The organism is Citrobacter sp. C13 (assembly GCF_014596815.2).
Lineage (GTDB): Bacteria > Pseudomonadota > Gammaproteobacteria > Enterobacterales > Enterobacteriaceae > Citrobacter > Citrobacter portucalensis.
Genome location: NZ_CP115024.1, coordinates 4,540,565 through 4,555,465, shown reverse-complemented (window position 1 = coordinate 4,555,465; position 14,901 = coordinate 4,540,565). Strand labels below are relative to the sequence as shown.

At 54.8% G+C, this 14,901-nt stretch carries 9 protein-coding genes and 1 rRNA gene; 8 read left to right on the top strand and 2 right to left on the bottom strand.

From position 1 onward, the window contains the following. The first annotated feature begins 11 nt into the window (after positions 1 to 11). Both rrf and IB222_RS21765 read left to right on the top strand, forming a co-directional pair. Positions 12 to 127 (top strand): 5S ribosomal RNA (gene rrf, locus IB222_RS21770). A gap of 199 nt (positions 128 to 326) precedes the next feature. Then, positions 327 to 1,474, top strand: a protein-coding gene (locus IB222_RS21765; RefSeq protein WP_113772681.1) for an IS3 family transposase whose coding sequence is annotated in 2 segments (ribosomal slippage) — positions 327 to 564 and positions 564 to 1,474 — 1,149 coding nt in all. Because the reading frame shifts where the segments join, the coding sequence is not laid out codon by codon here. Positions 1,475 to 1,573: 99 nt separating this feature from the next. Here the strand turns inward: IB222_RS21765 and IB222_RS21760 are convergent. Then, positions 1,574 to 2,011 (bottom strand): acetyltransferase, encoded by a 438-nt coding sequence (locus tag IB222_RS21760; protein ID WP_003826501.1) that lies wholly within the window; start codon positions 2,009 to 2,011, stop codon positions 1,574 to 1,576. A gap of 157 nt (positions 2,012 to 2,168) precedes the next feature. Between IB222_RS21760 and metA the strand changes: the two genes are divergently transcribed. From metA to aceK, 4 genes are all read left to right on the top strand, one after another. Continuing rightward, the gene (gene metA, locus IB222_RS21755; protein ID WP_003826503.1) at positions 2,169 to 3,098 is read left to right on the top strand and encodes a homoserine O-succinyltransferase; all 930 of its coding nucleotides are present in this window, start codon (positions 2,169 to 2,171) and stop codon (positions 3,096 to 3,098) included. A gap of 268 nt (positions 3,099 to 3,366) precedes the next feature. Beyond that, positions 3,367 to 4,968: a malate synthase A gene (gene aceB / locus IB222_RS21750; RefSeq protein WP_003031607.1), complete on the top strand. Its 1,602-nt coding sequence runs from the start codon at positions 3,367 to 3,369 to the stop codon at positions 4,966 to 4,968. 31 nt (positions 4,969 to 4,999) lie between these two features. Next, positions 5,000 to 6,304: an isocitrate lyase gene (gene aceA / locus IB222_RS21745; protein WP_003826506.1), complete on the top strand. Its 1,305-nt coding sequence runs from the start codon at positions 5,000 to 5,002 to the stop codon at positions 6,302 to 6,304. 102 nt (positions 6,305 to 6,406) lie between these two features. Next, positions 6,407 to 8,188 carry a bifunctional isocitrate dehydrogenase kinase/phosphatase gene (gene aceK, locus IB222_RS21740; RefSeq protein WP_003826508.1) on the top strand — a complete coding sequence of 594 codons (1,782 nt, stop codon included), beginning with the start codon at positions 6,407 to 6,409 and terminating at the stop codon, positions 8,186 to 8,188. A gap of 86 nt (positions 8,189 to 8,274) precedes the next feature. On the opposite strand, the gene iclR is transcribed toward aceK, so the two are convergent. After that, positions 8,275 to 9,099, bottom strand: coding sequence for a glyoxylate bypass operon transcriptional repressor IclR (gene iclR, locus IB222_RS21735; RefSeq protein ID WP_003826510.1), 825 nt, complete (start codon positions 9,097 to 9,099; stop codon positions 8,275 to 8,277). A gap of 195 nt (positions 9,100 to 9,294) precedes the next feature. On the opposite strand from iclR, the gene metH reads away from it, so the two are divergent. Together metH and IB222_RS21725 are read left to right on the top strand one after the other, a co-directional pair. Next, positions 9,295 to 12,978, top strand: a complete 3,684-nt coding sequence (metH, locus tag IB222_RS21730; protein ID WP_149385026.1) for a methionine synthase — start codon at positions 9,295 to 9,297, stop codon at positions 12,976 to 12,978. Between the two features lie 220 nt (positions 12,979 to 13,198). Further along, on the top strand, positions 13,199 to 14,830 hold the full coding sequence (locus IB222_RS21725; protein ID WP_003826514.1) for a Na/Pi cotransporter family protein: 1,632 nt from the start codon (positions 13,199 to 13,201) through the stop codon (positions 14,828 to 14,830). Positions 14,831 to 14,901: the final 71 nt, after the last annotated feature.

Here is a 14,901-nt window from a genome sequence, read left to right as displayed (position 1 = left end):
AACAGAATTTGCCTGGCGGCTGTAGCGCGGTGGTCCCACCTGACCCCATGCCGAACTCAGAAGTGAAACGCCGTAGCGCCGATGGTAGTGTGGGGTCTCCCCATGCGAGAGTAGGGAACTGCCAGGCATCAATTAAAGTGAAGAAGCCCATCCTGCCGGATGGGCTTCTTTGCGTCTGTGCGGGATGAAAACCGCCGGATGCGGCGTGCCGCCTTATCCGGCCTGCAGGGGCTGGGCTGAACGTATTTTGTAGGCCTGATAAGTGAATCGCCACGGGTTTAACAGACACCTCAGAGTCATTTAAGATGGCTTAAAGAGAGGTGCCCATGAGCGGTAAGCGTTATCCCGAAGAGTTTAAAACTGAAGCAGTCAAACAGGTTGTTGATCGCGGTTATTCTGTTGCCAGCGTGGCAACACGTCTCGATATCACCACCCACAGCCTTTACGCCTGGATAAAGAAGTACGGTCCGGATTCTTCCACTAATAAAGAACAGTCAGATGCTCAGGCCGAGATCCGTCGTCTCCAGAAAGAGCTGAAGCGGGTTACCGACGAACGGGACATATTAAAAAAAGCCGCGGCGTACTTCGCAAAGCTGTCCGACTGAGGTACGCCTTTATCCGTGACAACACCTGTTGCTGGCCTGTTCGCCTGCTCTGTCGGGTGCTGGATGTTCATCCCAGTGGTTTTTACGCCTGGCTTCAGCAGCCGCATTCTCAACGCCATCAGGCAGACCTGAGACTGACAGGACAGATTAAACAGTTCTGGCTGGAATCGGGATGCGTCTATGGTTATCGCAAAATCCATCTGGATCTGCGGGACAGCGGGCAACAGTGCGGAGTGAACAGAGTCTGGCGACTGATGAAACGTGTCGGGATAAAGGCTCAGGTCGGATACCGGAGCCCGCGGGCACGTAAAGGCGAGGCCAGTATCGTGTCGCCCAACAGGCTCCAGCGACAGTTCAATCCGGATGCTCCTGATGAGCGTTGGGTAACAGACATAACCTACATCAGGACCCACGAAGGCTGGCTGTATCTTGCTGTGGTTGTTGATCTGTTCTCACGCAAAATTATCGGCTGGTCCATGCAATCCCGGATGACAAAGGACATTGTCCTGAACGCACTGCTGATGGCTGTATGGCGGCGTAATCCCCAAAAACAGGTGCTGGTTCATTCGGATCAGGGCAGTCAGTACACAAGCCATGAGTGGCAGTCTTTCCTGAAATCACACGGCCTGGAGGGCAGCATGAGCCGTCGCGGTAACTGCCATGATAATGCGGTTGCAGAAAGCTTTTTCCAGTTGTTGAAACGCGAACGGATAAAGAAAAAGATCTACGGAACGCGGGAAGAAGCCCGCAGTGATATTTTTGATTACATCGAAATGTTTTATAACAGTAAGCGTCGGCATGGTTCTAGCGATCAGATGTCACCGACAGAATATGAAAACCAGTATTATCAACGGCTCGGAAGTGTCTAGATTATCTGTGGCGATTCAAAGCGCAGCGCATCAGGCAACACGTCTGCACACTGCCGGATGCGGCGTATCGCCTTATCCGGCCTACAAAAGCTAGTCCTGCTACCCTCGTACGAGGTTGAGTAACGGGTACGGTCGTCCGAGATCGTCCACCTCTGTACGTCCCGTCACGCTAAATCCCATCTTCTTATAGAATCCAACCGCCTGCTCATTCTGCTCGTTAACATTGGTTGTTAGCGTTGAACTCATTGATAAAGCATGTTCAATCAGCAGTTTACCAACGCCACTACCACGCACATCCGGATCGACAAACAAAGCATCTATATGCTGGTCGGTCAGGAGCATAAAGGCGACGGGCTCATCCTGTTCTGTCACTGCAACCCACAGAGGGGCTTCTGGTAAAAATGAACGTACCAGCTCCTCCAGCTCAATCCGATAATCCGCAGAGAGGAAATGGTGCGTGGCATCTACTGAGCGACACCAAATAGAAACTAACTTATCTCCTTCGTCCTGACGCGAACGACGAATGGTAAGGTTCATAGCATTCTCCTTTTTTCTTTACTGCACTATTCTACAGCAAGGAGCCGTGAAACTTTCTCAACTTGAGGATGCAGGCTCGACATTCGCGTGATTCCTGGGTATCTTCAGCTATCTGGATGTCTAAACGTTTAAACGTATGTTGTGAGGTTATCAGGTTATGCCAATTCGCGTGCAGGACGAGCTACCCGCCGTCAATTTTTTGCGTGAGGAAAACGTCTTCGTGATGACGACATCCCGCGCTTCCGGTCAGGAAATTCGTCCACTGAAGGTGCTCATCCTCAACCTGATGCCCAAGAAGATTGAAACGGAAAACCAGTTCCTGCGCTTACTGTCTAACTCACCGCTGCAGGTTGATGTTCAGCTATTGCGCATCGATGCCCGCGAGTCACGCAACACCCCAACGGAGCATCTGAATAACTTCTACTGTAATTTCGAGGATATCTGCGATCAGAACTTTGACGGATTGATCGTGACCGGCGCGCCGTTGGGCCTGGTTGAATTTAATGATGTGGCTTACTGGCCGCAGATTAAGCAAGTGCTTGAATGGGCCAAAGATCACGTTACCTCGACGCTATTTGTCTGTTGGGCGGTGCAGGCCGCGTTGAATATTCTGTACGGAATTCCCAAGCAAACCCGCACGGACAAACTCTCAGGCGTCTATGAGCACCATATTCTGCACCCTCATGCGCTTCTGACGCGTGGATTCGATGATGCGTTCCTGGCCCCGCATTCCCGCTATGCTGATTTCCCTGCAGCGCTTATTCGCGACTACACCGATCTCGAGATCTTTGCTGAAACCGAAGAGGGAGATGCCTACCTGTTTGCCAGCAAAGACAAACGTATCGCCTTCGTGACGGGTCATCCTGAGTATGACGACCATACACTCGGCAGCGAATATTTTCGTGACGTCGAAGCGGGCTTATCGCCGGAAGTACCCTATAACTATTTCCCGAAAGATGACCCGCAAAACAAACCGCGGGCAACCTGGCGTAGCCACGGTAATTTGTTGTTTACCAACTGGCTCAACTATTACGTCTACCAGATCACGCCATATGATCTGCGTCACATGAATCCAACGCTGGATTAATCTTCTGTAGCAGACGATCCTTAAGCGTTTCAGCATATTGAATCAGGCACCTTCGGGTGCCTTTTTTATTTCCGAAACGCACCTCATCGTGTAATTAAATTTTATTTATATTGTTATCAATAGGTTAATTGATAATTAAATTAAAAATGGAAATTGTTTTTGATTTTGAAATTTAAATGAGTAGTCTTAGTTGTGCTGAACGAAAAGTGCACAACGATCCTTCGTTCGCATTGGGGATGTGTTTGGATCAATGACGAGGAACTACGCAATGAATCAACAGGCAACGACAACCGATGAACTGGTCTTTACCAGGCCGCGTGGCGAACAGGAACAGCAAATTCTGACCGCTGAAGCTGTGGAGTTTCTGACTGAACTGGTGACAAGATTTACGCCAAAACGGAATAAACTTCTGGCTGCACGTATCCAGCAGCAGCAGGATATTGATGACGGTAAGTTGCCTGATTTTATTTCGGAAACAGCTTCCATTCGTGAAGGTAACTGGAAAATTCGCGGAATTCCTGATGATTTACTGGATCGCCGCGTAGAGATCACCGGACCCGTTGAGCGCAAGATGGTCATCAACGCGCTGAACGCGAACGTCAAAGTCTTTATGGCTGACTTCGAAGATTCACTGGCTCCTGAGTGGAGCAAAGTTATCGACGGGCAGATCAACCTGCGCGATGCGGTCAATGGCACCATTAGCTACACCAACGAAGCGGGTAAAATTTATCAGCTCAAGCCTAATCCGGCTCTGTTGGTATGTCGCGTTCGTGGTCTGCATCTGCCGGAAAAACACGTCACCTGGCGTGGCGAATCTATCCCGGGCAGCCTGTTCGACTTTGCCCTCTATTTCTTCCACAACTACAAAACGTTGCTGGCGAAAGGCAGCGGCCCTTATTTCTATCTGCCAAAAACGCAGGCCTGGCAAGAAGCGGCATGGTGGAGCGAAGTGTTCAGCTATGCAGAGGACCGCTTTAACCTGCCGCGCGGCACCATTAAAGCGACCCTGCTGATTGAAACGCTGCCTGCCGTCTTCCAGATGGACGAAATTCTGCACGCCCTGCGTGACCACATTGTGGGTCTGAACTGCGGTCGTTGGGACTACATTTTTAGCTATATCAAAACGCTGAAGAACCATCCGGATCGCGTGCTGCCGGACCGTCAGGTGGTGACGATGGATAAGCCATTCCTCAGCGCCTATTCGCGTCTGCTGATTAAAACCTGTCATAAACGTGGCGCGTTCGCGATGGGCGGCATGGCGGCGTTCATTCCCAGCAAAGATGCGGAACGTAACAACCAGGTTCTGACCAAGGTAAAAGCGGACAAAGCGCTGGAAGCAAATAACGGTCATGACGGCACATGGATTGCCCATCCGGGGCTGGCAGATACCGCTATGGCGGTGTTCAACGACGTACTCGGCGAAAACAAAAATCAGCTGTTCGTGACCCGTGAAGAAGATGCCCCGATTACCGCAGAGCAACTGCTGGCACCTTGTGAAGGTGAGCGTACTGAAGAAGGCATGCGCGCTAACATCCGTGTTGCGGTGCAGTACATCGAAGCGTGGATCTCCGGTAACGGCTGCGTACCGATTTACGGTCTGATGGAAGATGCGGCCACCGCCGAAATCTCCCGTACCTCCATTTGGCAGTGGATCCACCACCAGAAGACGCTCAGCAACGGCAAGCCGGTTACCAAACCGCTGTTCCGTCAGATGCTGGCCGAAGAGATGCTGGTGATTCAGGACGAGCTGGGCGAACACCGCTACAGCAGCGGGCGTTTTGACGATGCCGCGCGCCTGATGGAGCAAATCACTACCTCTGATGAACTGATCGATTTCTTGACCCTGCCAGGCTACCGCCTGCTGGCGTAATCCACCACATAACAATATGGAGCATCTGCACATGAAAACCCGTACTCAACAAATCGAAGAATTACAGAAAGAATGGACTCAACCGCGCTGGGAAGGCATCACCCGTCCATATAGCGCGGAGGAAGTGGTGAAATTACGTGGCTCGGTCAACCCGGAATGTACGCTGGCGCAGCTTGGCGCGGCGAAAATGTGGCGTCTGCTGCACGGCGAATCGAAGAAAGGTTATATCAACAGCCTCGGCGCACTGACTGGCGGTCAGGCGCTGCAGCAGGCGAAAGCCGGTATTGAAGCGGTCTACCTTTCAGGCTGGCAGGTGGCGGCAGATGCCAACCTGGCATCCAGCATGTACCCGGACCAATCGCTGTATCCGGCGAACTCTGTCCCGGCGGTGGTGGATCGGATCAACAACACATTCCGTCGCGCCGATCAGATCCAATGGTCAACCGGTATTGAGCCGAACGATCCGCGTTATGTAGATTACTTCCTGCCGATCGTTGCCGATGCGGAAGCAGGGTTTGGTGGCGTACTGAACGCGTTTGAACTGATGAAATCGATGATTGAGGCTGGTGCAGCGGCCGTTCACTTCGAAGATCAGCTCGCATCGGTGAAAAAATGTGGTCACATGGGCGGCAAAGTGCTGGTTCCGACTCAGGAAGCTATCCAGAAACTGGTGGCCGCCCGTCTGGCAGCCGACGTCATGGGTGTGCCGACGCTGGTGATTGCACGTACCGATGCTGATGCAGCCGATCTGATTACGTCTGATTGCGACCCATACGACAGCGAGTTCATCACTGGCGAACGTACCAGCGAAGGGTTCTACCGTACGCATGCGGGTATTGAGCAGGCGATCAGTCGTGGCCTGGCCTACGCACCGTATGCGGATCTGGTGTGGTGTGAAACCTCCACGCCGGACCTCGAACTGGCGAAGCGTTTTGCCGATGCGATCCATGCTAAATACCCTGGCAAACTGCTGGCCTACAACTGCTCGCCGTCGTTTAACTGGCAGAAAAACCTGGACGACAAAACCATTGCCAGCTTCCAGCAGCAGCTGTCGGATATGGGTTACAAATACCAGTTCATTACCCTGGCGGGTATCCACAGCATGTGGTTCAACATGTTCGACCTCGCGCACTCCTATGCGCAGGGTGAAGGCATGCGCCACTATGTTGAGAAGGTTCAGCAGCCAGAATTTGCGGCAGCTAAAGACGGTTACACCTTCGTCTCCCATCAGCAGGAAGTGGGCACAGGTTACTTCGATAAAGTCACCACCATCATTCAGGGCGGAGCTTCCTCGGTGACCGCGCTGACCGGCTCGACCGAAGAATCGCAGTTTTGATTAATGCCCGGTGGCGCTGCGCTTACCGGGCCTACGAAGGGATGTAGGCCGGATAAGCGAACGCGCCATCCGGCATGACGTTGTGCCGGATGGGAGACATTGATGACGCGTGGCCTGGAATTACTGATTGCTCAGACTATCTTGCAAGGTTTCGACGCCCAGTACGGGCGTTTTCTGGAAGTCACCTCCGGCGCGCAGCAGCGTTTTGAACATGCTGACTGGCATGCGGTTCAACAGGCGATGAAAAGCCGTATTCACCTTTACGATCATCACGTGGGTCTGGTGGTGGAGCAGTTGCGCTGCATTACTGACGGCAAAAGTACCGACGCGGATTTTTTACTTCGCGTGAAAGAGCATTACACCCGGCTACTGCCGGATTACCCGCGCTTCGAGATTGCGGAGAGTTTCTTTAACTCCGTTTACTGTCGGTTATTTGACCACCGCTCGCTGACTCCCGAGCGGCTGTTTATTTTCAGTTCTCAGCCAGAGCGCCGTTTTCGCACGATCCCACGTCCGCTAGCGAAAGACTTTTTTCCGGATACCGGCTGGGAGTGGCTGCTGACACGCGTCCTTAGCGATCTGCCCCTGCGTCTGCCGTGGCAGAACAAACATCGTGATATCCACTACATCATCGAACACCTGACCGAAACCCTGGGAGCGGATGTGTTGTCGGGTTGCCATTTACAGGTGGCGAACGAACTGTTTTATCGCAACAAGGCTGCCTGGCTGGTCGGTAAGTTGATTACTCCTTCGGGGACGCTACCGTTTTTACTGCCAATCCACCGGACTGATGAAGGCGAATTGTTTGTCGATACCTGTCTGACCACGACGGCGGAGGCGAGTATTGTGTTTGGCTTCGCCCGCTCCTATTTTATGGTTTACGCCCCTTTGCCCGCGGCGCTGGTGGAGTGGCTGCGCGAGATCCTGCCCGGTAAAACCACCGCCGAACTGTACATGGCGATTGGCTGTCAGAAACACGCGAAGACCGAAAGTTACCGCGAATATCTGCTCTATCTTGCCCATTGCGATGAGCAGTTTATTGAAGCGCCTGGGATCCGCGGCATGGTGATGTTGGTGTTTACGCTGCCGGGTTTTGACCGGGTGTTTAAAATCATCAAAGACAAATTTGCCCCGCAAAAAGAGATGTCTGCCGCCCACGTCCGCGCCTGCTATCAACTGGTCAAAGAACACGATCGTGTTGGGCGGATGGCTGACACCCAGGAATTCGAGAATTTTGTGCTGGAGAAACGGCAGATCGATCCGGCGCTGATGGCGCTGTTATTGCAGGAAGCCCCGGAAAAAATTACCGATCTCGGCGATCAGATCGTCATTCGCCATCTGTATATTGAACGACGGATGGTGCCGCTGAATATCTGGCTGGAGCAGGTCGAAGGTCAGCAACTGCGCGATGCCATTGAAGAGTACGGCAACGCCATTCGTCAGTTGGCCGCCGCCAATATTTTCCCCGGCGATATGCTGTTTAAGAACTTCGGCGTGACCCGTCACGGGCGCGTGGTGTTCTACGACTACGATGAAATCTGCTACATGACGGAGGTGAATTTCCGCCATATCCCGCCGCCACGCTACCCGGAAGATGAGATGAGCGCTGAGCCGTGGTACAGCGTATCGCCGGGAGATGTCTTCCCGGAAGAGTTTCGTCACTGGCTATGTGCCGACCCGCGTATCGGGCCGCTATTTGAAGAGATGCACGCTGACCTGTTCAGCGCCGACTACTGGCGTGGTCTGCAAACGCGGATTAAAAACGGGCATGTGGAAGATGTTTACGCCTACCGGCGTCGGCAACGGTTCAGCGTACGTTATGAAACCGACCGTAGGCCGGATAAGGCGCTTGCGCCGCCATCCGGCAATGTGCGCCGTGCCTGATGCGCTACGCTTATCAGGCCTACAAATCTGCACTAACCCTGGACAGTAGGCCGGGTTAGGCGTAGCCGCTACCCGGCAACCCCATCTTAGCGAAATCCACCGTACGCCAGCGTCACTTCTTTCGCCGCTTTGATCGCCATGGCGCCAAACTCGGTCACGCGATCGTCGGTAATACGCGAAATGGGTCCGGAGATGGAAATCGCAGCAAACGGCTCGCGGTGCTCGTCATAAATGCACGACGCCACGCAGCGCAGACCCAGCGCATGTTCCTCATCATCAAAGGAATAGCCGCGCTTGCGCGTCTGGGCCAAATCCTCTTTCAGATGCACTGGCGACACCAGCGTGGCGTGTGTATAAGCATGCAGGCCTTTGCGGTGCAGCAGGCCAGTCACTTGTTCTTCGCTCAGTTGGGATAAAAACGCCTTACCCGCACCGGAGGCGTGCATCGGCAGCTTGCCGCCGATAGGCGCGGACATGCGCATCAGTTGGGTGCACTGCACCTGGTCGATAATAATGGCCTGATGATCGCTTTGATCCAGCACGGCCAGGTTTACCGTCTCACCGGAATCTTCCATCAGCTTGCGCAGGATCGGATGCACAATCGCCAGCAGATTACGGCTTTGCAAAAAGCTGCTGCCGACGATGAACGCATGCGCACCTACGGCCCAGTGGCCTAATTCACCCACCTGACGGACAAAACCCTGCTGCTGCATGGTGGTCAGCAAACGGTGAGTCGTGGAGTTTGGCAGGCCAGCCTGCTGCGCCAGCTCGGTCAGCGCCACGCTGCCGTTGGATTCCGCAATCCACTCCAGCAGCTTCAGGCCGCGGGTCAGAGACTGAACCTGCCCGGTTGCAGGTGCAGTAGCGGCGGCGGGTTTTCTACCGCGTTTCGCGGGGACAGTGGCTACCATGGCAGACTCCTTTTCTGTATCGTGGAAATCATTTTCGTTTTATTCAATTGTAATGCAAGAATTCCTGTACTGATCGGATGAGTGAAGCTGAACATGTCTCATGTTGGCCGTTGTTCTCTTTTCCGCCTCTCAGGTTTGTGCCAGTATGGCCTGTTGAGTTTTTTTCGGTCTGGTTGAGCGTTGTCGGGAGCGAGTGTGAGCAGCAAAGTAGAACAATTACGTCAGCAGTTAAATGAACGTATTCTGGTGCTGGACGGCGGTATGGGCACCATGATCCAGGGATATCGTCTGAGCGAAGAGGATTTCCGCGGCGAACGCTTTGCCGACTGGCCGTGCGATCTGAAAGGTAACAACGACCTGTTGGTGCTCAGCAAACCGGAGGTGATTGCCGCCATCCATAACGCCTACTTTGAGGCGGGCGCGGATATCATCGAAACCAACACCTTTAACTCGACGACTATCGCCATGGCGGATTACCAGATGGAATCCCTGTCGGCGGAAATCAACTTTGCGGCAGCCAAACTGGCGCGTGCGGCGGCTGACGAATGGACGGCGCGCACGCCGGAAAAACCGCGCTACGTCGCGGGCGTGCTCGGCCCAACGAACCGTACGGCGTCTATCTCGCCTGATGTTAACGACCCGGCTTACCGCAACATTACCTTTGATCAGTTGGTGGCCGCCTACCGTGAATCCACCAAAGCGCTGGTGGAAGGCGGCAGTGACCTGATCCTGATTGAAACCGTCTTCGATACTCTGAACGCCAAAGCCGCTATTTTCGCGGTTAAAACTGAATTCGAAGCGCTGGGCGTTGAGCTGCCGATTATGCTCTCCGGCACCATCACCGACGCTTCCGGCCGTACGCTTTCCGGCCAGACTACCGAAGCATTCTACAACTCCCTGCGTCACGCCGAGGCGCTGACCTTCGGTCTGAACTGTGCCTTAGGTCCGGACGAGCTGCGCCAGTACGTGCAGGAACTGTCACGCATTGCCGAATGCTATGTGACTGCGCACCCGAACGCCGGTCTGCCGAACGCCTTTGGTGAATACGATCTCGACGCCGATACCATGGCGACGCAGATTCGCGAGTGGGCTGAGGCCGGTTTCCTGAATATCGTCGGCGGCTGCTGCGGCACCACGCCGGAACATATCGCCGCCATGAGCCGCGCGGTGGATGGCTTACCGCCGCGCCGCTTGCCGGAAATCCCGGTTGCCTGTCGCCTTTCTGGCCTTGAGCCGCTGAACATCGGCGACGACAGCCTGTTTGTGAACGTCGGCGAGCGTACCAACGTTACCGGTTCGGCGAAATTTAAGCGCCTGATCAAAGAAGAGAAATACAGCGAAGCGCTGGACGTCGCCCGTCAGCAGGTGGAAAGCGGCGCGCAGATCATCGATATCAACATGGATGAGGGGATGCTCGATGCCGAAGCGGCAATGGTGCGTTTCCTCAACCTGATCGCCGGTGAGCCGGATATCGCCCGCGTGCCGATTATGATCGACTCCTCGAAATGGGACGTCATCGAGAAAGGCCTGAAGTGCATTCAGGGTAAAGGCATCGTTAACTCCATCTCGATGAAAGAGGGGGTTGAGACCTTTATCCATCATGCGAAGCTGCTGCGTCGCTACGGTGCCGCGGTGGTGGTGATGGCCTTTGACGAGCAAGGGCAGGCCGACACCCGCGCACGTAAAATCGAAATCTGCCGTCGGGCGTACAAAATTCTTACCGAAGAGGTGGGCTTCCCTCCGGAAGACATCATCTTCGACCCGAACATCTTTGCCGTCGCGACCGGTATTGATGAGCACAACAACTACGCGCAGGACTTTATCGGCGCGTGTGAAGACATCAAACGCGAACTGCCGCACGCGCTGATCTCCGGCGGCGTTTCTAACGTTTCATTCTCGTTCCGTGGCAACGACCCGGTACGTGAAGCCATTCACGCGGTATTCCTCTACTACGCCATTCGCAACGGCATGGACATGGGGATCGTCAACGCCGGACAGCTGGCAATTTATGACGACCTGCCCGCCGAGCTGCGCGATGCGGTTGAAGATGTGATCCTCAACCGTCGTGACGATGGCACCGAACGACTGCTGGAGCTGGCAGAGAAATATCGCGGCAGCAAAACTGACGATACGGCGAATGCCCAGATGGCGGAATGGCGCACCTGGGACGTGAAAAAGCGCCTCGAATACTCGCTGGTGAAAGGCATTACCGAGTTTATTGAGCTGGATACCGAGGAAGCGCGCCAGCAGGCAGCGCGTCCGATCGAAGTTATTGAAGGACCGCTGATGGACGGCATGAACGTCGTTGGCGATCTGTTCGGCGAAGGCAAAATGTTCCTGCCGCAGGTGGTGAAATCCGCCCGCGTGATGAAGCAGGCGGTGGCGTACCTCGAACCGTACATTGAGGCCAGCAAAGAGAAAGGCTCCAGCAACGGTAAAATGGTCATCGCGACCGTGAAGGGCGATGTGCACGATATCGGCAAAAACATTGTTGGCGTGGTGCTGCAATGTAACAACTACGAAATCGTCGATCTTGGCGTGATGGTGCCAGCGGAGAAAATCCTCAGAACGGCGCGTGAAGTGAATGCCGACTTGATAGGCCTTTCCGGGCTGATTACCCCGTCGCTGGATGAAATGGTCAACGTGGCGAAAGAGATGGAGCGTCAGGGATTCACTATTCCGCTGCTGATTGGCGGTGCGACCACCTCAAAAGCGCACACGGCGGTGAAAATTGAGCAGAACTACAGCGGCCCGACGGTGTACGTGCAGAACGCCTCGCGTACCGTTGGCGTGGTGGCTGCGCTGCTCTCTGACACCCAGCGCGATGACTTTGTCGCCCGTACGCGTAAAGAGTACGAAACCGTGCGTATCCAGCATGCGCGTAAGAAACCGCGTACCCCGCCAGTAACGTTACAGGCTGCCCGCGACAACGATCTGGCCTTCGACTGGGAAAACTACACCCCGCCGGTGGCGCACCGTCTGGGCGTGCAGGAAGTGGAAGCCAGCATCGAAACTCTGCGCAATTACATCGACTGGACGCCGTTCTTTATGACCTGGTCGCTGGCCGGGAAATATCCGCGCATTCTTGAAGATGAGGTGGTAGGAGAAGAGGCGAAGCGCCTGTTCAAAGACGCTAACGACATGCTGGATAAACTCAGCGCTGAGAAGACCCTGAATCCGCGCGGCGTGGTGGGGTTATTCCCGGCCAACCGCGTGGGTGACGACATCGAGATTTACCGTGACGAGACGCGTACGCACGTTATCAACGTGAGTCATCACCTACGCCAGCAGACGGAAAAAGTCGGTTTCGCCAACTACTGCCTGTCTGACTTTGTTGCGCCGAAACTGAGCGGCAAAGCGGATTACATCGGTGCTTTCGCGGTGACCGGTGGTCTGGAGGAAGATGCGCTGGCGGATGCCTTCGAAGCCCAGCATGACGACTACAACAAGATTATGGTGAAAGCGATCGCTGACCGTCTGGCGGAAGCGTTCGCAGAATATCTGCATGAGCGCGTGCGTAAAGTCTACTGGGGCTATGCGGCGAATGAGAATCTCAGTAACGAGGAGCTAATCCGCGAAAACTACCAGGGGATTCGCCCGGCACCGGGTTATCCGGCGTGTCCGGAACACACCGAAAAAGCCACCATCTGGGAGCTGCTGGATGTGGAAGCGCACACCGGGATGAAACTCACCGAATCTTTCGCCATGTGGCCAGGCGCGTCGGTTTCCGGCTGGTATTTCAGTCATCCGGACAGCAAGTACTACGCCGTGGCGCAAATCCAGCGCGATCAGGTTGAAGATTATGCCTTCCGTAAAGGCATGAGCGTGGCAGAAGTGGAGCGCTGGTTAGCGCCGAACCTCGGCTATGACGCCGACTGATTCACAAAACTGTCATCTTTCTTTACAACAAACAGGGCGCTCAATGAGTGCCCTGTCTCTTTATTACGTTTAAACCCTTATACTGAAAGGGGGCCGTTGCCGGATGGCGGCGTAAACGCCTTATTCGGCCTACATAGGGATGATTTGTAGGCCTGATAAGCGCAGCGCCATCAGGCAAATGAGCCTCAAAAAACCATAAAAATAAGGAGAACCTGATTCCGTGTTAACTCTGTTACACCTGCTTTCTGCCGTCGCGATGCTGGTTTGGGGTACGCATATTGTGCGTACCGGCGTGATGCGCGTCTTTGGCGCCCGCTTGCGTACCGTGCTCAGCCGTAGCGTTGAAAAGAAGCCGCTCGCCTTTTGTGCAGGTATCGGCGTAACGGCGCTGGTGCAAAGTAGCAACGCCACCACCATGCTGGTGACCTCGTTTGTTGCACAAGATCTCGTGGCGCTCACCCCTGCGCTGGTCATAGTGCTCGGCGCCGACGTGGGGACCGCGCTGATGGCGCGTATCCTGACCTTCGATCTCTCCTGGCTGTCGCCACTGCTGATTTTTATCGGCGTGATCTTCTTTCTCGGTCGTAAGCAGTCCCGCGTGGGGCAACTGGGGCGGGTTGGTATTGGACTGGGGTTGATTTTGCTGGCGCTGGAGCTGATTGTGCAGGCGGTAACGCCGATCACCCAGGCTAATGGTGTACAGGTTATTTTTGCCTCGCTCACCGGCGATATTATGCTCGATGCGCTGATTGGCGCCATGTTTGCGATTATCAGTTACTCCAGCCTGGCGGCGGTGCTGCTGACGGCCACGCTGACCGCGGCAGGTATTATCTCGTTCCCGGTGGCGTTGTGTCTGGTGATTGGTGCCAACCTCGGGTCCGGCCTGCTGGCGATGTTGAATAACAGCGCCGCTAACGCCGCAGCACGTCGTGTGGCGCTCGGTAGCCTGCTGTTTAAGCTGGTGGGGAGCCTGATTATCCTGCCGTTTGTTCATCCGCTGGCCAATCTGATGGATGAACTGCCGCTGCCGAAATCTGAACTGGTTATCTACTTCCACGTCTTCTACAACCTGGTGCGCTGCGTGGCGATGGTGCCGTTCGCCGAACCGATGGCGCGTTTTTGTAAGCGCATCATCCGCGATGAGCCGGAGCTGGATGCACATCTTAAACCCAAACATCTGGACGTCAGCGCGCTGGATACGCCGACGCTCGCTCTGGCCAATGCCGCCCGCGAAGCCCTGCGTATCGGCGACGCGATGGAGCAGATGATGGACGGGCTGAAGAAGGTGATGCATGGCGAGCCGCGTGAAGAAAAAGAGCTGCGCAGGATGGCGGACGACATTAACGTGCTGTACACGGCAATTAAGCTCTATCTGGCGCGGATGCCAAAGGATGAGCTGGCGGAAGAGGAATCGCGCCGTTGGGCGGAGATTATCGAAATGTCGCTCAACCTTGAGCAGGCTTCCGATATTGTCGAACGTATGGGCAGCGAGATAGCCGATAAGTCGCTGGCCGCCCGCCGGGCATTCTCTGTCGAAGGGCTGAAAGAACTGGATGCGCTCTACGATCAGTTGCTCAGCAATCTGCAGCTGGCGATGTCGGTGTTCTTCTCAGGAGATGTGACCAGTGCCCGTCGTCTGCGCCGCAGCAAGCACCGCTTCCGTATTCTCAATCGTCGTTATTCGCATGCGCACGTTGACCGTCTGCATCAACAGAACGTGCAGAGCATCGAGACCAGCTCGTTGCACCTGGCGCTGTTGGGCGATATGCAGCGTCTGAACTCGCTGTTTTGCTCCGTGGCTTACAGCGTGCTGGAACAGCCGGATGAAGACGATGGGCGGGATGATTTTTGAGTGAGGTGAAGCGGTAGGCCGGATAAGGCATTTATGCCGCCATCCGGCAATGTGCGCTGAACTGCCTGATG